The sequence below is a fragment of the Paenibacillus cineris genome (genome assembly GCF_018333335.1).
Lineage (GTDB): Bacteria > Bacillota > Bacilli > Paenibacillales > Paenibacillaceae > Paenibacillus_AQ > Paenibacillus_AQ favisporus.
The window spans coordinates 613,211-636,723 of sequence record NZ_BORU01000001.1 but is presented as its reverse complement, the minus strand read 5'-3'; the positions used below and the strand labels follow the sequence as shown (position 1 = coordinate 636,723).

Below are 23,513 nucleotides of genomic sequence, written 5' to 3'. Positions count from 1 at the left end.
CATCCGGAGTCATACCGACAACAAACCCGTAGTGGCCATCCTGACCATGTCGGATTCCCACGGTTATTTCCGGGGAAATCAACAGAATTTTGAAGATATTGTCAAGACAGGACAGAAAATGGGATTTCCTGTCTATGTAGTTACAGCTAAAGATCTGAAGCTGACGGAGGATCGGATCAAGGGTTTTACGCTGAATGACGAGGAGACCTGGGAACAGCAGTATTTTCCGCTGCCCCAGGTCATCTATAACCGGATTCCGCAGCGTGAAGACGAACTCCGGCCCGCTGTGCGCCAGAAAATCAAGGAATGCATGAAACATCCATCCATTTCGCTGTTCAATCCGCACTTTTTCAACAAATGGCATCTGTTCGAGTGGCTCAGAAGCTCCAAAGCGACGGAGCATCTGGTACCGAAAACCAAACGCTTCACAAGCGTGAGCACGCTGCAGAAAATGCTTGAGCGTTATCCTTGCCTCTACCTCAAGCCCGAAAGCGGAAAAGCCGGAAAAGGCATTATGATGCTGAGATACCAGAGGGACAAACTGCTTCCCTACCGGCTCAAAGTTCAGCACCACCGATCCAGCACCACGTACAAAACGCGGAATCTGTACCGCCTCTGGGCACGGATCAAAAGCGAAACCGGCAGCGCACGCTACATTATTCAGCAGGGCATCGAGCTCGCATCCGTCAACAACCGGCACTTTGACCTAAGGGCGCTGCTGCAAAAAAACAACAAAGGCTTATGGGGAGTTACCGGTATCGGAGCCAGAATGGCGGGTTCTAAGAGCATTACGACCCATGTGCCGAGAGGCGGCACGATCGAGGATCCCAGCAAGCTCCTGTCCGATGTATTCGGATCCGAGATGTCGGCCGTGATTTTGAACCGCGTCCGAACGACGGCGATCATCATCGCCCGCCAGATTGAGAAGGCTTCCGGCTACGAACATGGAGAGATGTCGATGGACCTCGGGATTGACGAGTTAGGAAATATCTGGTTCTTTGAGGCAAACGCCAAGCCGATGAAATTCGATGAACCGCATATCCGGAAGCGGTCTCTCAAGCGAATTTTCCAATACAGCGAATATCTCTCCAATCAACCTAAAATGTAATCGCAAGGGAAGTGATTGACAGGTGCAGATCTTAACGATAACCCCGACCCGTGAAGATTGGCTGCGCCAGCACGCCAAAATTCTCAAATTTGTGTTTGAACACGGCGGAAATCAGGCGGCGCGCGCAGAGTTCATTCTTCTTGCCCGATTGACGGCGGAGCAGCTCGCTGCGCCGGGAACCTCGCTTATGGCCGCAACCGTCCGATGCGAAGACGGGGAACGTCTGGCCGGTGTCAGCTTTGTATCGGGCTACGGGACCGAGGGGTGTCTCGTCGTCGTCCATCCGCTGTACCGCGGAAGAGGGATCGGCACCTCCCTTCTGGCCACGCAGCTTCGGCAGTTAGGCACCATGCGATGCGAGGCTCTTCTGAGCCGGCTTCCTTTTGTTAAAATGTGCTTTCGCGCCGGACTTCACGCCGTCGCCGTCCACCAGGGGGCTGCCGGAGAGCCCGCCCTGGTCATGGAGGGGCCGTGTGGAGATCCGGATGGTGCATCCATTACTCTGACCCAAGAAGGTGATCCCCTGTGCCGCTACCCGTGTTAGGCATCTTGACGCTGTATCTGAACGAGCATAAGCATTTGGAGGAAAAACCGATCTATCAGAAAATGATCGTTGAAGGCGGCAAGCTGGGACTTGACGTATTTGTGTTTACCCCGATGGACGTCAGCGACAGCAAGAAAAAAATCTTTGCCATGGAATACGACGCAAAGCAAAAGAAGTGGACCCGGCGATGGAGAAACTTCCCGGATATGATTTATGACCGGTGCCGCATCCAGAAAAGCCCCCGCTTTGCCCAGCTTCTGCAGTTCCGGAGCCGGTACAGCAAGATGCTGTTTCTGAACAAACCGCTCCGCAACAAATGGACCATTCACGAGGTGCTGTCCAAAAAGGCGGAATTCCGGAAGTTTCTGCCGGAAACGCGCCTGTATCACGGACTGACAGACGTCCACCAAATGCTGAAGAACAGGTCTGTCGTATTTTTAAAACCGATCAACGGAACCGGCGGGCGGGGTATTTTACGGATTGAAAAATTGAAGGCTGCTTCCCAGTATTACATTCAAGGACGGAATCAGCAGCGGAAGATCATCTCTCCGCAAAAAATCCACGCTTCCCGGCTCGGCGCCATTCTGAGCGGCTGGAATATGAAGGACCGGTATTTGATCCAGGAAGGCATCGCCGTGGAGCTTCCCGACGGCCGGGTTCATGACTACCGCATGCTGGTGCAGAAAAACAAGGAGGGGCATTGGCAGCTGACCGGCATTGCCGGCCGGGTGGGGGCGCCGCGGAGCGTCACCTCCAACCTGCACGGCGGCGGAAGAGCCGTGCCCGCTCATCAAATGCTGTCTTCTTGGATCACGAATGAGGAGCAGCGGCAGGAAGTGATCTCGACGGCAGGCAAGATGGGCGTGGACATCGCCGCCTATCTGGAGCACCAGTACGGACCGCTGTGCGAGCTGGCGCTCGATCTCGCCATCAACCGGAAAGGGCGGATTTACCTGCTCGAAGTCAATCCCAAGCCCGCGAGGGAAGTCTTCTCCCAGATCGGCGAGCCCGAACTGTACCGCACGGCCATTACCAGACCGTTGGAGTACGCCCTGTGGGTTTACAAGCAGAAGACGGAAACCGCCGACACTAAAGAAAACAAACCGCAGCTCTAGCGCGGTTTGTTTTCTTTATATGCAGCTATGATTCCCTTCAAAGGCGGCTCATCGCCGATTTACACCGATGAGGCATACAGCCCCAGAAGTTCGTCGAACGAGCTGATGAGGACGTCGGACCCTGCCAGTTCATCCGGGTTTCCAAACCCGGCATATTGGCATCCGATGACGGCGAGGCCGTTCTTCCGGCCGGCTTCCACATCCGAAGATCGGTCGCCCACCATCCAGGCGCTGCTTACACCTTCGCGCTGAAGCAGTAATTCCACCAGATGCACCTTTGATTTGGTTCCGTGCTCCCCGGCACTGTACAGGCCGTCAAAAAGGTCCAGCATGCCGTGGGCCTCCGCGATCCCTTTTACGTAATGCTCCAGCCCGTTGCTTGCTACATACAGGCGCACGCCCTGCTCCTTCAATCGTGCCAGCGTTTCCTTCACGCCGGGATAGAGCTCGGTGTTCCCTGCCTTGAGCCCCTCCAATTCCAGCTGGAGAAGGAGCTCGTTAGCACGTGCATGGGCACGTTCGCTTCCGTCCGGCATGACTACTTTCCAAATGTCTTCCAGCAGCATCCCGAGACTGCCCATCATCCGTTCCGCCGGAGGCGTCGGTGCAGTATAAAGCCCCTCCTCCCGCAGCTTGTCGAACAACCGCTGATGGGCCGGCAGCAGCAGCGATTCGGTTTTGAACAGCGTGCCGTCCATGTCGAACAATATCGCCTGCGGCTTGTTCAATGTCTTCTCTTTGTCCATCGGTTATCTTCCCTTTCATTGCCTGCTTTAATGCGTAATACTCAGTATCACCCAATTACATGCCTATGATAAGGGAAGTGCCAAGCCTTGTAAACTTCGGTCGTTCATAAAAAAGGTTAACCTTTAGAAGAACCGTTTTTTACCCCGGTCATCTTTAATGATCTCCACGGCCTCCCGGAACCGGGTCGAATGGACGATTTCCCGCTCCCGAAGGAACTTCAGTCCGTCCTGCAGATCCACGTCATCCGTCATGTCAATCAGCCACTGGTATGTAGCCCTGGCCTTTTCTTCTGCGGCGATGTCCTCATATAAATCGGCGAGCGGATCGCCTTTGGCCTGAATGTACGCCGCCGTCCATGGGACCCCGGCTGCATTTTGGTAGTACAATGCTTTGTCATGATTGACATAGTGGTCTGCGAGTCCGGCCGCCTTCAGCTGATCCGGCGTCGCATCTTTTGTCAATTTATAAACCATAGTGGCAATCATTTCCAGATGGGCAAATTCCTCCGTGCCGATGTCGTTGAGAATGCCGATGACCTTATCCGGGATGGTGTACCGTTGATTCAAATATCTCAAGGCAGCGGCCAATTCCCCGTCGGCACCACCGTATTGCTCCAGCAGCAACCGGGCCATATATGGATCACACTTGCCGACCCTGACCGGATACTGCAGCTTTTTTTCATATATCCACATGCGGGACATTCGCCTCCTTTAGATTCTTTGCCGGTTACACCTGCCATGGCCACGGGGCCTGCGGCCATTCAAACGGGAACTTCGAATAGGCATGGCCGAAATGCATCAACGGTCCATAGGATTCCTGAAACTCCCGGACGATCGGGATCCGCTCCTGGGCGAGCCGGTTGTACTGCTCGATGCTTTTTAAATCGTCCGGATGCGTATCCAGGAACAGATTCAGCTCGACCAAGGCGAAATCGATCATCTGCAGCTTTTCAAGCAGCTCGTAATAGCGCTGATCCACCGCCGGTTTAGACTGGTTCTCCATCACTCCCCACCTCCTCCACTCTTTTGCCTTTAGATTCATAAGGGCTGTAAAGGTTCGGCCAAAGCGTTCCCAGCTTCAGCGCCTCGGCGAGGCTGAATTGCGGCCAGTCCAGAGGCTGGAACACGATATACTGGTTGGGCGGGACGACGTACGTCCTGTAAGGCAGCGGCGGGCACGGATCAAACGGGCCAATGAAAGGCTTATACACTCGTACCTGTGAGTTCACCACTTGCTCCTCCTTTTGTTGTCCATACTAAAGTCGCTGATTTCCCTCGAGAAGGCGAAAAATCAGACACTCTTCGTAATTAAACATATGACCCATCCGCGGAATCTGAACAAAAAAGTTCATGGGACAACAAAAAGACCCCTGATTTGCGGTCGATTTACCGCCAAGGGGTCAGTGTAAAGGACTCTAGCAGCTTCTGTCGAAGCGCTGGATGAAGCGCGAGCCTTCAATGAGATGATGAACTTTTAAAATCTGATCTTGATCTGGAACAGTCCCGCTTTCCGGACCGCCGAATAAATAATGACCACCAGCGGGCCGATAAATACGCCGATCACACCGACGAGCTTGAAGCCGATATACATGCTCACCAGAGCCGACAGAGCGCCGATGCCGACCGAATCGCCGATAATTTTGGGCTCGACCACCCGGCGGGCAATCGTAATGACCCCAAACAGCAGCATCAGCCCAAAGCCGGTATAAGAGTCGCCCACGATAAACAGGTATACCGCCCAGGGAATCAGCACCGAGCCGACCCCCAGAATCGGCAAAATATCGACGACCATGATCAGCAGGGCGATCGCCAGCGGGTAATGAATGTCGAGGATGAGCAACCCCGTGAGGGTCAATACATAAGTAAAAGCGCTCAGGATCATCTGGGCCTGAATAAAGCCGAAGATGGACCGTTTTAGGCTGTGCAGCACCTCGTTGATCTGGTCTTGGGTCTCCTCCTCGAACAGGGATAGAATCCCTGCCTTGATCGTCTCCAGTCCAAAGCTGAACAGATAGACAGCGACAAAGAAAACCACCAAAAACACGAACGTGCCCGGGATGCCCTTGGCAAAAGATAAAAAGGTTGACGACAACGAGTTGATGAGCGACTCGGCGTATGACGTCAGATTGGTCAGCATTTCCCTCAGGCTCTCGGCCAGCTCCGGCTGAAACCGGTCAAACAGCCCTCTCGCCTGGATCAGCGTCGTCTGCACGAAATCGTCGGCCGACGCAAAATATGCCGGCGCATTCTTCCAGTATTCCAGCAGCTGGGCGAAAACCTGAAAACCCAGCATGTACACCAAAAGAAGAATCATGAGCATAAACAACGTACATGTAAGCGAAGCGGCAGCGACACGGTTCCATTTCAGCCTCCCGATCAGCATCCGGTTGATCGGCTCCAGCGAAACGGCCACGAGCGCAGCCAGTACAAAAGGGGCGCCTGCCGTAAACAGCAAATACAGCAGGAGCAGTCCCACACCGACGAACACCAGCTGTTTGCCAGTCATGCTTCACTCCTTAATCCCCGTTATCCGTCCCTTCCTGTTCCTCCTCGTCGATGACTTCCGTATCGGCAACGCGGTGAATGTTAACCCGGGTAATCCGGAGCTTGGTCGATTCCTCGACCTCAAACACGAAATTGCTCACCTGGACCTTTTTGCCTTTTACCGGATTGCCTTCCAGCTCCTTGAACAGCCAGCCGCCGATCGAATCAACCTCATCATCCTCAATGATGACGCCGGTCAGATCGTTGACATCCTCGATCAGCATCCGCCCGTCAACCGAGATGACATCTTCCTGGATTTCGACATCGGGACGCTCGTCCTCAAATTCGTCATAGAGCTCCCCGACGATTTCTTCGAGGATCTCTTCGGCCGTCAGCATGCCGGCCGTGCCGCCGTATTCGTCGACCACCAGCGTCAGCTGGGCATGCTTCTTCTGCATAAGGCGCAGCACATGGCTGATTTCCATCGACTCCGGCACGTTCAGAATCGGACGGACCAGCGAGGTCAGCTCCTTCTGATGCTCGGCGTCGGCCAGGAGAAAATCGGTAATATGCACAAATCCGATAATCTGGTCCTTGTCCTCCACGGCGACAGGATAACGGGAATGCTTCGTATCACTGATAATCTGCAGATTCTCTTCCAGTGTATTCGTCGTGTACAGGCAGTCCATATCCGTCCGTGGGAGCATAATTTCGCGCGCCAGCAGGTCGGAGAACTCGAAGATGTTGTCCATCAGCTTCATCTCGTCCTTATCGATGACCCCGCTTTTGGCGCTCTGATTCATTAATATGCGGATCTCCTCTTCAGAATGCGCAGCTTCTGCTTCGCTGGCCGGATGAACGCCGAACAAGCGCAGCAATCCGTTGGCGGAAGCGTTGAGCAGCCAAATGAAAGGAAAAAATATTTTATAAAAGGCCATCAGCGGTGCGGACAGCAGCAGGGCGGCCCCTTCCGTTTTCTGAATGGCAAGCGACTTGGGGGCCAGTTCCCCAAGCACGATATGTAAGAAAGTAATGACACAGAACCCGAGCACCACGGATACGGTGGCGATGAGCGTTCTGTCGGTAACGCCCATTTTATACATCAAAGGCTCTACCAGTAGTTCCGAAATGGCCGGCTCCCCGATCCAGCCGAGACCGAGGGATGCCAGCGTAATGCCGAATTGGGTAGCGGACAAATAAGCGTCCAGTTTGTTGTTCACCCGGAGCGCATAGCCAGCCAGCCGGTTGCCTTCGCTGACCAGCTGCGTCAGCCGGGACTGCCTCATTTTTACAAGCGAAAATTCGGCGGCCACAAACACGCCGTTAAAAAATACCAGCAGCAGAACAAAAAAGAGGTTTAAAAGCAGTTTGCCTATTTCTAACTCCCCGTCCAATGACAACGCCCCATTTCTATAATAAGTTCGCTTTTTTCACGGTAAAATCGGTATCTTTATAATACATGTCCTTCACGAGCAGATTCGGTCCGCAGCAGCCCGCAGCGTCGCAATGGCAGTTCACGGTCTTATTCAGCGGATGCCCGGTCTGCCACGCATTAAAGATGTCGTCGAGGCGGCCGGTTTGAATATTGCCGAACGCCGGAATATCGGAAAAGTCGGTGACATAGACGTCGCCCGAGAACAAATTGACGTTGACGCGGTTGCGGCCGTCAGGATCGTTGCGCACGGTAACGTTCGGTGCATCCGCAAGCCTGCGGATCAGCTTCAGATCCTCGTGAATATCGCTGCACGCGAAGAACGGGAGCGTTCCGAACAGCATCCACATCTGCGGATCGCGAACATCCAGCAAGCTGTGGATCGCCTTGCGTGTCTCATCCAAAGAAAGCATCGGAAGCTCCGTGGCAAAATTGGAGGCATACATCGGGTGCACTTCATGGCGGCGGCAGCCCATTTCCCCTATTAGTTTGTGAATTCCTGCAAGCTTTGTATGCGTCCGGTAATTAATCATGGACTCCGCCGAAATGAACATGCCCGCTTCGCTCAGCTTCAGGGCGTTCTCCATCATTTTGTCATACATGCGGTAGGCGGTTTCCTTCGGAACCGGATGGTTGCTGTTGGCGAAGCCCACCTCATGGAAATCGTCTCCGTTCAAATAGTTGAACGAAATATGCATCACGTCAAGGTACGGCAGCATCGCCTCATATCTGCTGATATCCAGCGTCAAATTGGAGTTGATCTGCGTGCGGACTCCCCGGTCCTGAGCATATTTGAGCAGAGGGACGATCACCTCTTTCACCGTCTTCTCCCGGAAGGAGGGCTCGCCTCCGGTCAGGCTGATCGTCTGCAGATGCTCGACTTCGTCCAGACGCCGCAGCATCAAATCCAGCGGAAGAAATTCTGCCTCTTTCATAACGAGCATATCGCCGACCGCACAGTGCTCGCAGCGCATATTGCACAAATGCGTTACCGTCATTTCGACACTGGTCAGCACATGCCGGCCATATGTACGAAGGGATTCAATCGGATCCCATGGATCATTGCTCGGAGATAAGGGGGCAAGGGCTCCCCGGGTATTTACAGTATTCATTATTTACTCACCTTATTTCTTTATTTAACCCAAAACACGGTTTTTGTGTAACCTTTATTTTCCAGACCCAGCGCAGTCCGGTTGTCTCAGGATGAATATGTCATTCCTTCTATCATACCATGAAGCGCGAAAAATCTCTCTGTCTGAATAGGTATGCCGGGACAAGAAGAAAAAAGACCCCTAAACGGCGGCTCCTGCGGGCAGCAGGGAAATCGAATTTCCACTGCATCCATTACTGCCCGATACCGCTCGCTTTATGGGTCTTCCGGTCATGACACATCCTAATTCCTGCTCTCCCTAATCCCCGAGAACGCCGTCAATAATAACGGAGAGCGACTGGGACAAGTCCACCTCGTAAGGTGCCAGCAGCGGCACCCCTTCCGGATCCTGCAAGATGCGGACCACGGGACGATGGGGCATATGGGCGTGAATTTTCGACACCACTCCCATCTCCCCGGTACTCAACTTGACCGACAAGCCGGGCGGATAGATCGCCACTTTATCCCGGAACAGCTCCAGCTTCTTTTGGTCGTACAAGGTACCTGCCCCGCCGTACAGCACTTCAGCAGCCTGATGCGGAAGCATCGCAGGCCGGTACACCCTGTGCGAGGTCATCGCATCGTAGGAGTCGGCGAGCGCCACCCACTGGGCATATTCGTGAATATCATCACCCTTGATGCCGCGCGGATAACCTGATCCATTCATACGTTCATGATGCTGAAAGGCGCAGTGCGCGGCCAGGAGCGGAATATTCGGCTCGTCCTTCAGGATTTTAAAGCCGATTTGGGCATGCGCCTGCATGAGACGGAATTCCTCATCATCCAGCTTTTGCGGCTTGAACAGCACTTTTTGGGGAATTTGGGTTTTTCCGATGTCATGCAGCAGGGAGCCCAGCCCCAGCACCATCAGCTGGTCCTGCGTATAACCGCTCGCAATCCCCAGCACAAGTGAATATACACACACATTTAAGGAATGCTTATATAAGTAATGATCTGCGGTATTCATGTCCATCAGCATGATCATGCAGTCCTCCTGGGAACTGACATCCTCAAGGATGGACTCCATCACCTTGGAGAACTGCTTTCCGAGATGGTGATACCCTCCAGTAATCGGGGAGGCTTCGGATAACCGCTGAAAATTGACGCGAATCTTCTGAAGAGCCTGACGCCTCGTTTCCTCCCGGAGCATTTCGGGAATATCGATGCCTTCCGTCAGATGATCTTCCACATAAATATAACCGATGTCCAGCTTTTGCAGGCGGCTGATCAGCAAGGAGGTGAGCTCCACGCCTTCCGCGAGAAGCACAACACCCTCGTCGCTGTATATCTTTTTGCCGATTTTCATTCCCTGCTGCAGCATCGGAACGGGTACCAAACGCAACACGATCCACTCCTGCCTAAAATCACGGCCGCCCGGTTATTGCTTCCCAGGTCCGTTTACCTAGTTTCCCCATGCCATCCTATGTAGCCCATTCACGCTATGCGGAATTAGTCCATCACATTACGGTTCTTGAATCAGCGCATAACGAACAGCCAGAACACGGCGGCAAGCACAAACCGGTAAATGGCGAAATGGGTCAGACGAATTTTTTGAATCAATTTCATAAAAGCAAGCACAACGACATAGGCCACCACAAAAGCTACGATAAATCCGATAACGAACATGCCGATCGTATCCTTGGTCATATACTTGTAAGAATCCAGCATTTCATAGCCGGAAGCGGCGCACATGATCGGAATCGCGATCAGAAACGAGAAATCGGCCGACGCCTTGTAGCTTGCCCCGCTCAGCATCCCTCCGGAAATCGTGGATCCCGAACGCGAAAATCCCGGCCATACGACAGATAAAATTTGATAAAGCCCGATCAACAGCACCTGCTTGTACGACAGGTCATCCATCGTTTCGGCGGTGATTCTGGCTTTGGACTTGTTAAACCACTCGGCAAAAATCATGAAGATCCCGCCCACGACCAGCGCCCAGATCACCGTATTTGCGCTAAACAGGCTCTTGATAAAGTCCCTGGCAAAAAAGGCCACGATGAGTGCAGGGGCGATCCCGATGATAACATGCAGCAGATTCAGCTTTTTGCCGGACCGCAGGCTTCCGGATTCGGGCATGGTCCGTTTGATGCCCAGCAGATCCAGAATCCGTCTCCAATAGACGAGGGCGATCGCCAGAATGGCCCCCAGCTGAATGACGATTTCAAAGGTTTTCATAATGGGGTCCTGCTCATCATAGCCCAAGAGCTTGGACGTCAATATCATGTGCCCCGTTGAAGAGACCGGAATAAATTCCGTAACCCCCTCCACAATCCCCAAGATAATTGCAGTAATGGTATCCATTTCTTCCTCCTCTGGTCCTTCTTAAACAACCTCGATCCAACGGTGCTTGCCGCAGGTATCCAGACTTCCGGGACGCTGGAGCTCAAGTCTCAGCAGGTCCCGCAAAAACTCGGGAAGCAAGTATTTCGGATCTTCCCCCCGAGAAATCTGCTCGTATCCCGTCCCGAATGTAAACATGTCCAACGTTCCAACAGTGTACATCCGGTCGTCCCGCAGCGGCTCCCCCTGAAGCGAAATTTGAACAATCCTATCATAAGGGATGCGGCTTGGATCGTACAAGACTTCAATTCCGTCCACCGCGATATTGCCGAGAACATTGCCGCGGAACCCGAATCCCCGGATTTCCTTGCTCCAATATTCCGGCAGGAGGCTCTCCTCCAGGCTTCGCCGGATATGCTCCCCTTTGAGGCTGATCACGCAGGGATTAATCGGAGATGGGCAGAGCTCGTGAAGGAGTCCCGCCGTAATTTCCCCTTCCGGCAGATCGCCCAGCAGCTGCCCCGTGTTGACGAGCGACAGCTCCGCGCCGGTAAACTGGCGGACCGACTGCGCCAGCAAATTGCCGAACGGCGATTCTCCCGTATGCGTCAGGGACAGCGGCCGGTCCGTAACCGCCACAGGCTCTTTCAGGGCTTCTTCGGCCCGCTCGCGATGAATTCCAAGGGCCCGGGAAACCGTTTCATCCAGAAGGCCGGTATCGACCGGCTGGCATCCTCCCTCGATGACACGGAAACGGCCGTCATCCTGTTGAGTCATGACGACCTTACCGACGTATTGACCGTACTTTCCCGCTGCGCACAGCACCGTATCACCAATCCGCAGCGGCTCTTCCAGCAAATGGTGGGTATGCCCGCCGAGAATCAGGTCGATACCCGGAATCCGTTCTGCCATCAGCCGGTCGGTAGACAGCCCGAGGTGGGATAAAACGATCACGATATCGGCCTCCGGCCGCAGCGCCTCCACCTGCTCCTGCAACGCTTGCAGCGGCTCCAGGGCATCCCAGCCGAGCAGTTTGTAGAAGTCGGCGAACGGAGCCGTAGCTCCCGTCAGCCCGATCCGGATCCCGTCCTTGTCCAGAATGACGCGTTTCTTCATCCATGCGGGCGGCGCCGAGCTGGGCTGCTCATGGATGTTGCAGCAAATAACCGGGGACTGCAGGCCCGCATAAAGGCGTTCCAGGACGTCCGGGGTAAATGTCAGCCCCTCATTGTTCCCGATCGTCACCGCCTCGTATCCCGTTAAATTCAATATGTCGATGTTCGTCTGGCCCATCGTCCCCTCGGTTTCGACGGCCGTCCGGTCCATATGATCTCCTATATCCACCAGTAAAAGAGGACTCTCCGCCGCCTGAGCGCGTTCGGCGGCAGCCAGGGCTGCAATGGAACTAACCGTTTCAAAGTGGCTGTGTATATCATTCGTATGCAGGATTGTAATCGATTTTGCCTGGTTCTGCAGCATCATTGGGTAACCTCCCCTTTCACTGTTCTCGCCTTGTTAGGCCCAAATGCTCCTAGGGATAAGCATAACATTTTCAAGGTGGATATGGTATATTGAAGACATGAACTACCACGCCCGAGGAGAGAAAGAAATGCAGCTTGATATTCGATTGTTTGCCGGTCTTGCAGAACGGCTCCAAACCTCTGTTTTACCTTTGTCCGTCGAAGGGGAATCCATCACAGCCGACGGCTTGAAACAAAAGCTGACCGAATTATACCCGGAGGCTGCCGCGCAGATCTCCGTTTCTTTTGTTGCCGTTAATCAGAATTATGCGCCGGGTGACGCGCTTATTACGGAAGGTGACGAAGTCGCCCTGATTCCGCCCGTATCGGGCGGAGACGGAAGTAGCTCAGTACAGGAAACATCAGCAGACGGCTTATACTGTATTACCGATCAGCCGCTGTCCGTTGATGAAGTGACGTCCAAGGTGCTGGACGACAACCATGGCGCCACGCTGTCTTTTGTCGGGACAACCCGGGAAATGACGGGTGAGCAGCGCACCGTTCACTTGGAATACGATGCGTATATCCCGATGGCACTGGCGCAGCTTGAATTGATCGGCCGTGAAATCGCCGAACGTTGGCCGGGCACGCGCTGTGCGATTTCGCACCGGATCGGTACAGTCGACGTGAAAGAGATCAGCGTCATCATCGCGGTATCGACCGGGCACCGGGAGGCTTGTTATGAAGCGAGCCGGTATGCGATTGAGAAGCTCAAACAGTCCGTGCCCATTTGGAAGAAGGAAATTTGGGAGGACGGGTCGGAATGGAAGGGACATCAAAAGGGGCCGTGGGACCCGACGCTCCCTCCTTCCGTCTAAGAAGAGTTCGTTGATAATCCATATTTTTCTTGCTAATATAGATTTCAAAACAATAGGTTCCAATCTGAACAATGAGGTGACGATCAGTTTTGAGAGTTCATGTCACGGAATTACGGCCCGGTGATCGGCTTCAAGCCGATACGTTTAACGATATCGGGCTTCATGTGCTCCACAAAGGGAAGGAACTGAAGCTTGAAGAGATCAGCAAGCTGATTCAGCATGGCATCGCTTATGTGGAGGTTGACCCCTCCCGGCCGGATGAGCCGACCGCTTCATCACCGTTCCTTTCCGGTCAACCTGCTTCCAAGGTGGAAGAACAGGTTGGACAAGCGGTGGAAGGGTTTGAGTCGCTGTATCTGGAAGCCCTTTCGACAGGCCGGATCAACACGACCGTCGTCAATGACATTATGGAGCCGCTGGTGGACCGGCTCAGCACCCATACCGACGTGGTCTCCCTCCTCTTGTCCATCAATCCGGAAGACGAATATACATACCAACATTCCGTTCAGGTCGGCATTCTTTCCTACTACATATCTACCTGGCTCGGGTATGCTCCCGAGGAGGCCTACGCAGCCGGAAAAGCGGGTTTTTTGCATGACATCGGCAAATGCCTCGTCCCCGCCGAGCTGCTGTACAAACCCGGCAAGCTTACGCCGGAAGAATTTGAAGAAATGAAGCGTCATACCGTCTACGGTTACGATATCATCCGAAGCTCCACCAACGATGAAATTCCCGCGCTGGTCGCGCTGCAGCATCATGAACGTGACGACGGGAGCGGGTATCCCCACCAGTGCGGCGAACTTGAAGTCCATCCTTTTTCGCGGATTACCGCGGTGGCCGACGTGTTTAGTGCGATGACAACGAACCGTGTGTATCAGACGAAGCAGGAACTGCTGACCGTGCTCCGCGAGCTGTACAGCCTCAGCTTCGGTAAGCTGAGCCCCCGGGCAACCCAGGCATTTATCAGCCATATGCTCCCGAACTTTATCGGCAAACGGGTCACCCTGACTTCCGGGGAAACCGGCACCATTATCATGACCAATCCGGCGGATTTCTTCCGTCCGCTTGTGAAGACCAAGGACCGGTTCATTGATCTGTCCTCTGACCGGAATATTGCCATCGATCAAATTTATATGTAACCCGTTCAATGCAAAAGAAGCCCTCGGTTGAGGGCTTCTTTTTAATGATGGCCAGAAAAAACCGTCTATCGACGTACTTTCATAGAAGACAGGCCGTGTTTATCCGAAGCTTTTCTTGCGATATAAAGGATGCCGAGTCTCCGAAGTTTATACTCTCTTATACTAATAAAAAAGCGTGCCCCGCGAAGCCGCCGTAACGGCTGCGCAGAACACGCTTTGTCTGCTTACTATTAACCGATGGAGCCTTCCATCTCGAACTTGATCAGGCGGTTCATTTCGACCGCGTATTCCATTGGGAGCTCCTTCGTGAACGGCTCGATGAAGCCCATAACGATCATTTGCGTCGCCTCGGCTTCGGTGAGACCACGGCTCATCAAGTAGAAGAGCTGATCTTCCGATACCTTGGATACCGTCGCTTCGTGCTCCAGAACGATGTTGTCGTTCTTGATCTCGTTGTACGGAATCGTGTCCGAAGTGGACTCGTTATCCAGGATCAGCGTATCGCACTTGATGTTGGCTTTCGCGCCTTCCGCGTTGCGGCCGAAGGAAGCGAGACCACGGTAGGTGACCTTGCCGCCGTGCTTACTGATCGACTTCGATACGATCGTGGACGTCGTATCCGGAGCCAAGTGAATCATCTTAGCGCCTGCATCCTGATGCTGGCCTTTGCCTGCAACCGCAATGGACAGCACCATACCTTTCGCGCCGCGTCCTTTCAGCAGCACTGCCGGATATTTCATCGTCAGTTTGGAGCCGATGTTGCCGTCTACCCATTCCATCGTGGCGTTCTCTTCAGCTACCGCCCGTTTGGTAACAAGGTTGTAGATGTTCGGCGCCCAGTTTTGGATCGTCGTATAACGCACGCGTGCGTTTTTCTTACAGATGATCTCAACGACCGCACTGTGCAGCGAGTTCGTGCTGTAGATTGGAGCGGTACAGCCTTCGACATAATGCACGAAGCTGTCTTCGTCCGCAATGATCAGCGTACGTTCGAATTGGCCCATGTTCTCGGAATTAATCCGGAAGTAAGCCTGCAGCGGGATTTCACATTTAACGCCTTTTGGAACGTAAATGAAGCTTCCGCCGGACCATACCGCACTGTTCAGCGCAGCAAATTTGTTATCGGTAGGAGGAACGACAGTCGCAAAGTGCTCTCTGAAAATTTCAGGATGCTCTTTCAGCGCCGTGTCGGTATCCATGAAGATAACCCCTTGGTCTTCCAGGTCTTTCTGCATGTTGTGATACACAACTTCGGATTCATACTGGGCGGATACACCGGCCAGGAATTTCTGCTCGGCTTCCGGAATACCCAGCTTGTCAAAGGTTTCTTTGATCTCAGCCGGTACTTCTTCCCACGTCTTTCCTTGCTTCTCGGAAGGTCTTACATAGTACTGGATATCGTTGAAGTCCAGTTCATCCAGGTCGCCGCCCCAGCGAGGCATTGGCATTTTCTCGAACTGCTCCAATGATTTCAGACGGAATTCAAGCATCCATTCCGGCTCGTTTTTGATTTTGGAAATTTCGGTAACAATCTCACGGGTAAGTCCTTTACCGGTTTGGAATACCGCTTTATGTTCGTCGCGGAATCCGTATTTATACTCTTCTATTTCAGGCGCTTTTTTGGCCATGAGTATTCAGCCTCCCTATCGTTAGTGGTTAATGCGTTCCTCGTCAATACCTTTCCGCAGTGCATTCCAAGCGAGCGTTGCGCATTTAATGCGGGCCGGGAACTTGTTAACTCCGGACAGGGCTTCGATATCTTCGTAATCGTCAAAATGAACGTCCTCACCCTGCATCAGCGACGAAAAGCGTGAAGCCATTTCCTTCGCTTCCTCAAGCGTCTTGCCTTTGACCGCTTCGGTCATCATCGAGGCGGAGGACATGCTGATGGAGCAGCCCTCGCCTGTGTATCTGGCATCTTTGACAATGCCGTTATCGACAATAAGCTGAAGCGAAATTTTGTCGCCGCAGGTCGGGTTGTTCAGATCCACCGTCACGGCTTCATTTTCAAATTTGCCCCGATTGCGGGGGTTTTTATAATGATCCATTATGACACGCCGGTACAAGTCGTCAAGTTCCATCATCCAAAATACTCCTTTGTCTGGATTAAGGCGCTGATCAGACGATCTACATCTTGTTCGGTATTGTATAGATAAAAGCTTGCACGGGCGGTGGCACTGGCCTCAAGCCAACGCATGAGCGGCTGGCAGCAGTGATGGCCTGCGCGGATCGCAACCCCGCTGGCATCCAGAACCGTAGCCACATCATGCGGATGCACATCTCCCAAATTGAAGGTGACCAAGCCCACTTTACGTACACGCGGACCATAAAGCTTCAGGCCTTCAATTTCCGATATCCGCTCGATCGCATACTTCGCGAGCTTCTGCTCATGCTCCTCGATTTGATCCATGCCGATTTCCTCGAGAAAATCGATGGCTGCAGCAAGCCCAACCGCTCCGGCGATAATCGGGGTGCCCCCTTCAAACTTCCAGGGCAGCTCCTTCCAGGAAGAATCGTATAGTCCGACATCGTCAATCATTTCACCGCCGAATTCCACCGGTTCCATGGATTCGAGCAGCGCCTTTTTGCCGTACAGTACACCGATGCCGGTAGGACCGCACATCTTATGGCCGGAGAAGGCGTAGAAGTCGCAATCCAGATCCTGAACATCGATCTTCATGTGAGGCGTGCTTTGGGCGCCGTCCACGACCATATACGCGCCATGGCGGTGCGCCAGCTCGGCAACTTCCTTCACCGGGTTAACCACGCCCATGACGTTGGACACATAGCCCATCGCGATGATCTTGGTTTTCTCGGTGACGACTTTCTCTACTTCGGCCAAGGTGACTGAACCGTCTTCTTGTAGTTTAACATATTTCAACGTGGCGCCGGTGGCTTTTGCCACCTGCTGCCAAGGAATTAGATTACTGTGGTGTTCCAGCGGGGTCAGGACGATTTCATCGCCTTCCTGGCAAATCGAGCGCCCGAACGAGGAAGCCACCAGATTCAGGGCTGTCGTCGTTCCCCGCGTAAAAATAATTTCCTTCGTGCTCTTGGCGTTAATGAACTTAGCTACCTTCTCGCGCGCGCCTTCATAAGCATCCGTTGCACGGCTTCCAAGCGTATGCACCCCGCGGTGCACGTTGGCATTGTCATGCTCGTAATAGCGTTTGACAGCCTCGATCACAGCGAGCGGTTTCTGGGAAGTTGCCGCATTATCAAGATATACCAGCGGGTGGCCGTTTATTTCCTGATTCAGGATGGGAAACTGCTCGAGAATGTCGCGGTTCATTGTCCCAACTTCCCTTCGATGACCGATTGAAGCTGCGTGCGCAGGCCTTCAAGCGGAATCTGAGATACGACCGGTGCCAGGAATCCATAGATGATCAGGGATTCGGCAACTTCGCGGGAAATCCCGCGGGACATCAGGTAGTAAATTTGTTCAGGGTTGACCTGGCCGACGGATGCAGCATGACCTGCCTTAACGTCGTCCTCGTCGATCAGCAGGATCGGGTTGGCGTCACCGCGTGCTTTCGGACTCAGCATCAGCACTTTCTCCGTTTGCTGTCCGTCGGATTTGGTCGCGCCCTTCTCGATCTTGGTGATGCCGTTGATGATGGCCTGTGCTTCTTCACGCATAACCGCACGGGTAATCATTTGGCTCTCGGAGCTCTTGCCGAAGTGGTTCGCACGAGTCGTGTAGTTCAGCTTCTGCGAACCGGAGCCGACGGCGATGATCTTGGAATCGGACGTCGATCCGTTTCCTTTCAGAATCGAGTAAGTATCGCTGGCGGTATCGCCGCTGTTCATTTCGCCGACAATCCATTCCATGGACGCGTCGTTCTCGATCACGGCACGGCGGTAGCTGATGTCCGTCACGTTCGTGCCCATTTGATGAATTGTCGCAAACCGGACTTTCGCTCCCGATTTGGCGAATACCTCAACGGCGCCGTTATGAGTGACCGGTTTACCGGATGTACCGGATACATAGTTATCTACATAGGTTACAGAACTGTTCGTATCGGCAATGACCAGAATATGAGGAGCAAAGGTCGCTTCCTCGTCGTCTGTCAGCAGAACGGCCTGCAGTGGTACGGATACCTCCACATTTTTTGGAACATACAGGAACACCCCGCCGTTCCACAATGCGGCATGCAGTGCGGCTACGGAGCTCTCATCCGCTGTAACAGCCGTATGAAGGTGAGCCTTAACGAGATCCTCGTGATCCTTCACGGCCGTCGCCAGATCGGTGAAAATGACGCCTTGAGCAGCCAGCTCAGGAGACAGCTTCGTATACACAGTTCCGGAATTGCGCTGGATAATCAGGTTGCCCGCTTCCTGGTCCTTGATCAGTTCCCGAATCGATTCAGGAGCTTCAGCCAGCGATGCAATCGGGCTTACCGATTTGAAGCTTCCGTAATTTTGAATGTCCCAGCGTTCGATTCTCGTTTTTTCGAGTTTCGGCAGCTCGAGGGTTGCCGCGAGTTCCAATGCTTTCAGACGATTTTCCGTGAGCCAGGCCGGCTCGTTGCTGCCCTTCGACAGCGCGCTCAGGCCTTCAGCGTTAACCGGAAGAATGGTTTGTGTTGTCATCTTCGTTCTCCTCCTTCCGTTATCTTTACGCTTCTTGACCTACAGTTTCGTCTTCGATACCGAGTTCTTCCTTCACCCAATCGTAACCTTCTGCTTCCAGGCGCTCCGCCAGTTCAGGACCACCGGATTTCACGATGCGGCCCTGCATCATAACATGTACAAAATCAGGCTTCACGTAGTTAAGCAGGCGCTGATAGTGGGTAATAATCAAGAAACCGCGGTCGTCGCTGCGCATCGCGTTTACACCGCTGGCAACAATTTTCAAAGCGTCGATATCCAGACCGGAGTCGATTTCGTCCAGGATGACAATGCTAGGTTCGATCATCATCATTTGCAAAATTTCGTTCCGCTTCTTCTCACCGCCGGAGAAGCCTTCGTTCAAATAACGATGGGCAAACTCAGGGTTCATATCCAGTTCTTTCATCTTCGCTTCCATTTGACGGATGAAACGAATCAGCGAAATTTCATTGCCTTCTTCACGGCGTGCATTGATGGCACTGCGAAGGAAGTCGGAATTGGTCACGCCCGTAATTTCGCTCGGGTACTGCATAGCCAGGAACAGGCCGGCGCGCGCACGCTCGTCAACGCCCATTTCCAGAACGTCTTCGCCGTTCAGGGTTACGCTGCCGTCCGTTACTTCATATTTAGGATGTCCCATCAAAGCGGAAGCAAGTGTACTTTTACCGGTACCGTTAGGTCCCATGATGGCGTGGATTTCTCCGCCCTTCATTTCCAGGTTGATGCCTTTCAGGATTTCCTTGCCCTCGATTGTCGCTTTAAGTCCTTCAATGGTGAAATTAGTAGCCATATTCGTTTTTCCCTCCGTTAAATGTTTTGCCGAAATCAGAAAGTCTATTTCAACAGGGACGCGCTCCCCGATTTCAATCAATCATTATTATCAATTTGTAATGAGTATAAATTGATTCTCAATGATTATCACAATTTTATAATAAATGGCGAATCATATCAACCGCCCGTCGGAGTAAACCTGGTGTTTCATTACAGAAACAGGCTTCGCCGCGGTTGCAGCCAAGCCTGTTTCCTTACAATATCAAATTTTTCCATGGATGCTGTTCATGACGAACGGATTTCGCGGAAGTTCTGCAGCATCCGGCAACGGAGCCATCGTTCTCATCACCGGCTGGCGTTTCGTGAACATTCTGCGATATGTTATGGATTGCATTCCCACATCCAAGGAACAGCAGCATGGAGGATCCTGACAACCGCGCAGACGCTCGGAATCATTATCGGGAACAGCCGCCAGAGACCGGATCCCATTTCTCAATTTCCCGTACGTCCGATTCATGTCTGATTCATCAAAAAGGCAACGCGGTCTTATACGTTATGCCGTCAAAGGTTGATCCGGGACACAAAAAGTGCGCTGGCGGCCAGCGCACTTCCGGGCTTTCGCGAAAGAAGCCTCCCTTATCCCAGGTAAGAACGGAGCATCCACATATGCTTTTCGAGATCGCTCTTGATCTTGATAAACATATCGGCCGTCGGATGGTCGCCGGCTTCCTCCGCCAGGCTGATTCCTTCGCTCATTTCCTCGGCAACGGTGGCAAAGTCCTCGATCAGGGTCTGCACCATTTTGCGCTGGTCTTCATTGCCCGAAGCTTCCTGAATGGTTGCGATGTCCAGGTACTCCTTCATCGTCGCAGCAGGGCTTCCTTTAATCGTAAGCAGCCGCTCAGCCACTTCGTCCATTTTCAGCGTAATATCGTCGTACAGCTCTTCAAATTTTACGTGGAGGGTAAAGAAATGCTCACCCTTTACATACCAATGGTAGTTATGGATTTTGACATACAGGACGTTCAGGTTCGCAACTTGTTGGTTTAGGATTTGCTCCAAAGTGGATGTTTTCGATTTGGATGACGTTTTTGCCATGAATATCCCTTCCTTTTTTAAGTATATGGCCTTCCCTCTCCAATGCTGCATACAACGGCAGCTTCGGGGTCCGGCTGGAGTTTTCGTATAAGTATGGGGAGGCTCTTCCGAGAGTAATCTGGGCTGCGTGCCTCCCTGCCCTTATCTTACCCTTCAACCCGCTGCACGAAACAATTGCCCATAAATGGCAGGGTCTTTCGTTTTCAAACGCTCTCACTGAAAAAAAGATTCAAAAGAGGTCGGCAATCCGATATACTGTTTTATAACCAAGTGAACAAGTTGGCTTTATTCGCGTTTCCTTATTATACGGAGGTGACTTCCATGTCCACATATCACCCGCTCACCGTCCAAGACGCCATTTCTCTCGTCCGCGGCATTCCGGGGCATTTCACGCCCGATGCGCAGCTGGAATGCAAAGAAATCGGTGACGGCAACCTGAACTTAGTGTTCCATATTACGGACCGGAACAGCGATAAAAGTATCATTGTCAAACAAGCCCTTCCTTATGCGAAGGTGGTCGGGGAATCCTGGCCGTTGTCCCTGGACCGGGCGCGCATTGAACGCGAGGCGCTTCAAGTGCAGTACCGCCTGTGCCCCGGACTGGCACCGCAGGTGTTCTCCTACGACGATGACCTGGCGATAACCGTCATGGAAGACCTGAGCGACCACACGATTATGCGCAAAGGGCTGATCGAAGGACAAGCCTATCCGTTGTTTGCCCGCCATATCGGCGAATTTACGGCCAGAACGCTGTTCTATACCTCGGATCTGTACCTGAGCCCGCAGGAAAAGAAAGAACAGGTACGTAAATTCATCAATCCGGATCTGTGCAAAATTACCGAGGATTTGATCTTTGACGATCCATACCGGTTTTCCGATAACAACAACTACCCGGACTATCTGGAGGATGAGGCGAAGGAGCTGCGGGAGAACGGCAAGCTCCATCTGGAAGTCGCCCTGCTCCGGGAAGCCTTCCTGACCCGGACCGAAGCGCTGGTTCACGGCGATCTGCATACCGGCAGCATTTTTGTCACACCGGAATCGACCAAAGTGATTGATCCCGAGTTTGCTTACTACGGGCCGATGGGCTTTGACCTCGGCGCCATCATCGGCAACTTGCTGCTGAACTACGCTTCCCGGCCAGGCTGGGATGCCGCGGAGTCGGAGGTTCTCGGCAATCAAGAGCGTCTTCTGCGCATGGTTTCGGACGTATGGTCCGAATTTGAAATCCGCTTCCGCAAGCTGTGGGATGAGGATGCCAGGGACCCGCTTGCGAAAGCACCCGGCTACCAGGACGCCTACGTGGCCAAAGTACTGCGGGATGCCTGCGGATTCGCCGGCTGCAAAATGATCCGGCGCATCGTCGGCTTGTCCCATGTGGCCGACATCGACACGATCGCGGACGTAAAGCTGCGGGAGAAGGCGCAGCGTACGGCGCTGGCTATCGGCAAACAGCTCGTTCTATTCAACCGGACCATCCAGTCCGGCGAAGACATCGTCCGGCTGGTGAAGGAAGCCGAGCCGCTTAAAGGAGCCGTAAAATGAGTAATGACAACCAAGAACAAACACAACGACGCAGCGAACCGTTAACTTCCGTCCAATGGGGCGGCGACAAGCTGATCCTGCTGGATCAGCGCCTGCTTCCGGACGCCATCGTCTATCTGGATTTGTTCACACCCGAAGAAGTGTGGGAATCGATCCATGCGATGAAAGTCCGGGGCGCGCCGGCCATCGGCATCGCCGCCGCTTACGGCGTAGTGCTCGGGGCGCGCCAGTATGGAGGCGTCGATGCCGCCGCCTGGGACGACCATGTCGTCAAGGTCAGCGCCTATCTGGCCACCTCGCGGCCGACGGCGGTCAATCTGTTCTGGGCGCTGGACCGGATGAAAGGAAAAGCGCATGAGCTGGCCGGCCGGGGAGGCAGCGTTGCCGACCTGAACGAGGCCCTGCTCGCCGAGGCCAACGCGATTCAAGCGGAGGACGAGGAAGTGTGCCGCCGCATCGGGGAGAATGCACTGCCCCTGTTCCGGGACGGCATGGGCGTGCTCACCCACTGCAATGCGGGCGGGCTGGCTACGGCCAAATACGGAACGGCGACCGCGCCGATGTATTTGGCCCAGGAACAGGGCATACAGCTGAAAGTGTATGCCGATGAGACGCGCCCTGTGCTGCAGGGCGCGCGGCTGACGGCCTTCGAGCTGCAGCAGGCCGGAATTGACGTGACGCTGCTCTGCGATAACATGGCAGGCATGGTCATGTCCAAGGGGTGGGTGCAGGCGGTGATCGTCGGCACCGACCGGGTGGCCGCCAACGGCGACGTCGCCAACAAGATCGGCACGTACAGTCTGGCCGTGCTCGCCAAGGCCCATGGCATTCCGTTCTACGTCGCCTGCCCGTTGTCGACAATCGATCTGAACACCCCTACAGGGGATAACATCCCGATTGAAGAGCGGCCGGCTGAGGAAGTCACCGAGGGCTTCGGGAAGAGAACCGCTCCTGAAGGCATCAAGGTCTACAACCCGGCGTTTGATGTCACGCCTCACGAATATGTAACAGCCATCATCACGGAAAAGGGGATCGTCAAGGAGCCGTTCGCCGAGAACCTCGCCGCCCTTTTCCAAGCTTAATGAACTTGGCCAATGTGGATTTTTCGGGCTAGTGTCTCTAATCGCTGAAATGCCACCGGCTCAGCCA

Annotated in this window: 24 protein-coding genes; 8 read left to right on the top strand and 16 right to left on the bottom strand. The window is 53.5% G+C overall.

The window, feature by feature from the left end:
- Position 1 precedes the first annotated feature (1 nt).
- From KI379_RS03325 to KI379_RS03315, 3 genes are read left to right on the top strand one after another with little or no spacing between them, the layout of a single operon-like run.
- On the top strand, positions 2–1,108 hold the full coding sequence (locus KI379_RS03325) for a YheC/YheD family endospore coat-associated protein (protein WP_076170808.1): 1,107 nt from the start codon (positions 2–4) through the stop codon (positions 1,106–1,108).
- A 22-nt stretch (positions 1,109–1,130) separates the two neighbouring features.
- Positions 1,131–1,652, top strand: coding sequence for a GNAT family N-acetyltransferase (locus KI379_RS03320; RefSeq protein ID WP_212982772.1), 522 nt, complete (start codon positions 1,131–1,133; stop codon positions 1,650–1,652).
- Complete coding sequence (locus KI379_RS03315; RefSeq protein WP_089545809.1) at positions 1,634–2,767, top strand: YheC/YheD family endospore coat-associated protein; 1,134 nt, start codon at positions 1,634–1,636, stop codon at positions 2,765–2,767. Before KI379_RS03320 ends, KI379_RS03315 begins: the two co-directional genes overlap by 19 nt.
- 59 nt (positions 2,768–2,826) lie before the next feature.
- Here KI379_RS03315 and KI379_RS03310 read toward each other — a convergent pair whose 3' ends face one another.
- The 10 genes from KI379_RS03310 to KI379_RS03265 all read right to left on the bottom strand — a co-directional run bounded on the left by KI379_RS03310 (position 2,827) and on the right by KI379_RS03265 (position 12,341).
- Positions 2,827–3,513, bottom strand: coding sequence for an HAD family hydrolase (locus KI379_RS03310; RefSeq protein WP_089545808.1), 687 nt, complete (start codon positions 3,511–3,513; stop codon positions 2,827–2,829).
- Between the two features lie 123 nt (positions 3,514–3,636).
- Positions 3,637–4,206, bottom strand: coding sequence for a manganese catalase family protein (locus KI379_RS03305; protein ID WP_076170485.1), 570 nt, complete (start codon positions 4,204–4,206; stop codon positions 3,637–3,639).
- Positions 4,207–4,240: 34 nt separating this feature from the next.
- On the bottom strand, positions 4,241–4,516 hold the full coding sequence (locus KI379_RS03300) for a spore coat protein CotJB (RefSeq protein ID WP_076170486.1): 276 nt from the start codon (positions 4,514–4,516) through the stop codon (positions 4,241–4,243).
- On the bottom strand, positions 4,500–4,742 hold the full coding sequence (locus KI379_RS03295) for a spore coat associated protein CotJA (protein WP_076170487.1): 243 nt from the start codon (positions 4,740–4,742) through the stop codon (positions 4,500–4,502). Before KI379_RS03295 ends, KI379_RS03300 begins: the two co-directional genes overlap by 17 nt.
- Before the next feature lie 245 nt (positions 4,743–4,987).
- The gene (gene ytvI, locus KI379_RS03290) at positions 4,988–6,019 is read right to left on the bottom strand and encodes a sporulation integral membrane protein YtvI (RefSeq protein ID WP_076170488.1); all 1,032 of its coding nucleotides are present in this window, start codon (positions 6,017–6,019) and stop codon (positions 4,988–4,990) included.
- A 10-nt stretch (positions 6,020–6,029) separates the two neighbouring features.
- Positions 6,030–7,391, bottom strand: coding sequence for a hemolysin family protein (locus tag KI379_RS03285; protein ID WP_076170489.1), 1,362 nt, complete (start codon positions 7,389–7,391; stop codon positions 6,030–6,032).
- Between the two features lie 16 nt (positions 7,392–7,407).
- On the bottom strand, positions 7,408–8,541 hold the full coding sequence (gene yfkAB / locus KI379_RS03280) for a radical SAM/CxCxxxxC motif protein YfkAB (RefSeq protein WP_144025420.1): 1,134 nt from the start codon (positions 8,539–8,541) through the stop codon (positions 7,408–7,410).
- 297 nt (positions 8,542–8,838) lie between these two features.
- Positions 8,839–9,921 (bottom strand): HD-GYP domain-containing protein, encoded by a 1,083-nt coding sequence (locus KI379_RS03275; RefSeq protein WP_244879342.1) that lies wholly within the window; start codon positions 9,919–9,921, stop codon positions 8,839–8,841.
- 134 nt (positions 9,922–10,055) lie between these two features.
- A complete protein-coding gene (locus KI379_RS03270) occupies positions 10,056–10,883 on the bottom strand; it encodes an undecaprenyl-diphosphate phosphatase (protein WP_212982771.1) in 828 nt (275 codons plus the stop codon).
- Between the two features lie 21 nt (positions 10,884–10,904).
- A complete protein-coding gene (locus KI379_RS03265) occupies positions 10,905–12,341 on the bottom strand; it encodes a bifunctional metallophosphatase/5'-nucleotidase (protein ID WP_373309575.1) in 1,437 nt (478 codons plus the stop codon).
- 130 nt (positions 12,342–12,471) lie between these two features.
- On the opposite strand from KI379_RS03265, the gene moaD reads away from it, so the two are divergent.
- Complete coding sequence (gene moaD, locus KI379_RS03260) at positions 12,472–13,200, top strand: molybdopterin converting factor subunit 1 (protein WP_212982769.1); 729 nt, start codon at positions 12,472–12,474, stop codon at positions 13,198–13,200.
- An 89-nt stretch (positions 13,201–13,289) separates the two neighbouring features.
- On the top strand, positions 13,290–14,339 hold the full coding sequence (locus tag KI379_RS03255) for an HD-GYP domain-containing protein (protein WP_076170495.1): 1,050 nt from the start codon (positions 13,290–13,292) through the stop codon (positions 14,337–14,339).
- A 230-nt stretch (positions 14,340–14,569) separates the two neighbouring features.
- On the opposite strand, the gene sufB is transcribed toward KI379_RS03255, so the two are convergent.
- Genes sufB through sufC form a run of 5 tightly spaced genes read right to left on the bottom strand, consistent with a single transcriptional unit; the run spans position 14,570 to position 19,740 of the window.
- The gene (gene sufB / locus KI379_RS03250) at positions 14,570–15,967 is read right to left on the bottom strand and encodes a Fe-S cluster assembly protein SufB (protein WP_076170496.1); all 1,398 of its coding nucleotides are present in this window, start codon (positions 15,965–15,967) and stop codon (positions 14,570–14,572) included.
- 21 nt (positions 15,968–15,988) lie between these two features.
- Positions 15,989–16,420, bottom strand: a complete 432-nt coding sequence (gene sufU, locus KI379_RS03245) for a Fe-S cluster assembly sulfur transfer protein SufU (protein WP_076170810.1) — start codon at positions 16,418–16,420, stop codon at positions 15,989–15,991.
- The gene (locus KI379_RS03240) at positions 16,420–17,631 is read right to left on the bottom strand and encodes a cysteine desulfurase (protein WP_212982768.1); all 1,212 of its coding nucleotides are present in this window, start codon (positions 17,629–17,631) and stop codon (positions 16,420–16,422) included. The genes sufU and KI379_RS03240 overlap by 1 nt, the downstream gene beginning before the upstream one ends.
- Positions 17,628–18,932 (bottom strand): Fe-S cluster assembly protein SufD, encoded by a 1,305-nt coding sequence (gene sufD / locus KI379_RS03235; protein ID WP_212982767.1) that lies wholly within the window; start codon positions 18,930–18,932, stop codon positions 17,628–17,630. The genes KI379_RS03240 and sufD overlap by 4 nt, the downstream gene beginning before the upstream one ends.
- A gap of 25 nt (positions 18,933–18,957) precedes the next feature.
- Positions 18,958–19,740 carry a Fe-S cluster assembly ATPase SufC gene (gene sufC / locus KI379_RS03230; RefSeq protein WP_076170499.1) on the bottom strand — a complete coding sequence of 261 codons (783 nt, stop codon included), beginning with the start codon at positions 19,738–19,740 and terminating at the stop codon, positions 18,958–18,960.
- A 268-nt stretch (positions 19,741–20,008) separates the two neighbouring features.
- Between sufC and KI379_RS03225 the strand changes: the two genes are divergently transcribed.
- The gene (locus KI379_RS03225; protein ID WP_212982766.1) at positions 20,009–20,152 is read left to right on the top strand and encodes a hypothetical protein; all 144 of its coding nucleotides are present in this window, start codon (positions 20,009–20,011) and stop codon (positions 20,150–20,152) included.
- A gap of 205 nt (positions 20,153–20,357) precedes the next feature.
- Here the strand turns inward: KI379_RS03225 and KI379_RS03220 are convergent, their stop codons facing one another.
- Positions 20,358–20,819 carry a Dps family protein gene (locus tag KI379_RS03220; RefSeq protein ID WP_076170500.1) on the bottom strand — a complete coding sequence of 154 codons (462 nt, stop codon included), beginning with the start codon at positions 20,817–20,819 and terminating at the stop codon, positions 20,358–20,360.
- A 321-nt stretch (positions 20,820–21,140) separates the two neighbouring features.
- On the opposite strand from KI379_RS03220, the gene mtnK reads away from it, so the two are divergent.
- Entirely contained in the window at positions 21,141–22,364 is a 1,224-nt protein-coding gene (gene mtnK / locus KI379_RS03215) for an S-methyl-5-thioribose kinase (RefSeq protein WP_212982765.1), read from the top strand.
- Positions 22,361–23,446, top strand: coding sequence for an S-methyl-5-thioribose-1-phosphate isomerase (gene mtnA, locus KI379_RS03210; protein ID WP_212982764.1), 1,086 nt, complete (start codon positions 22,361–22,363; stop codon positions 23,444–23,446). Before mtnK ends, mtnA begins: the two co-directional genes overlap by 4 nt.
- Positions 23,447–23,513 lie beyond the last annotated feature (67 nt).

Coding starts and splice junctions, on each gene's coding strand:
- KI379_RS03310 (WP_089545808.1), bottom strand. CDS start 3,513: ATGGACAAAGAGAAGACATTGAACAAGCCGCAGGCGATATTGTTCGAC.
- KI379_RS03305 (WP_076170485.1), bottom strand. CDS start 4,206: ATGTGGATATATGAAAAAAAGCTGCAGTATCCGGTCAGGGTCGGCAAG.
- KI379_RS03300 (WP_076170486.1), bottom strand. CDS start 4,516: ATGGAGAACCAGTCTAAACCGGCGGTGGATCAGCGCTATTACGAGCTG.
- ytvI (WP_076170488.1), bottom strand. CDS start 6,019: ATGACTGGCAAACAGCTGGTGTTCGTCGGTGTGGGACTGCTCCTGCTG.
- yfkAB (WP_144025420.1), bottom strand. CDS start 8,541: ATGAATACTGTAAATACCCGGGGAGCCCTTGCCCCCTTATCTCCGAGC.
- KI379_RS03270 (WP_212982771.1), bottom strand. CDS start 10,883: ATGGATACCATTACTGCAATTATCTTGGGGATTGTGGAGGGGGTTACG.
- KI379_RS03265 (WP_373309575.1), bottom strand. CDS start 12,341: ATGCTGCAGAACCAGGCAAAATCGATTACAATCCTGCATACGAATGAT.
- moaD (WP_212982769.1), top strand. CDS start 12,472: ATGCAGCTTGATATTCGATTGTTTGCCGGTCTTGCAGAACGGCTCCAA.
- sufB (WP_076170496.1), bottom strand. CDS start 15,967: ATGGCCAAAAAAGCGCCTGAAATAGAAGAGTATAAATACGGATTCCGC.
- sufU (WP_076170810.1), bottom strand. CDS start 16,420: ATGGAACTTGACGACTTGTACCGGCGTGTCATAATGGATCATTATAAA.
- KI379_RS03240 (WP_212982768.1), bottom strand. CDS start 17,631: ATGAACCGCGACATTCTCGAGCAGTTTCCCATCCTGAATCAGGAAATA.
- sufD (WP_212982767.1), bottom strand. CDS start 18,932: ATGACAACACAAACCATTCTTCCGGTTAACGCTGAAGGCCTGAGCGCG.
- sufC (WP_076170499.1), bottom strand. CDS start 19,740: ATGGCTACTAATTTCACCATTGAAGGACTTAAAGCGACAATCGAGGGC.
- KI379_RS03225 (WP_212982766.1), top strand. CDS start 20,009: ATGACGAACGGATTTCGCGGAAGTTCTGCAGCATCCGGCAACGGAGCC.
- KI379_RS03220 (WP_076170500.1), bottom strand. CDS start 20,819: ATGGCAAAAACGTCATCCAAATCGAAAACATCCACTTTGGAGCAAATC.
- mtnK (WP_212982765.1), top strand. CDS start 21,141: ATGTCCACATATCACCCGCTCACCGTCCAAGACGCCATTTCTCTCGTC.
- mtnA (WP_212982764.1), top strand. CDS start 22,361: ATGAGTAATGACAACCAAGAACAAACACAACGACGCAGCGAACCGTTA.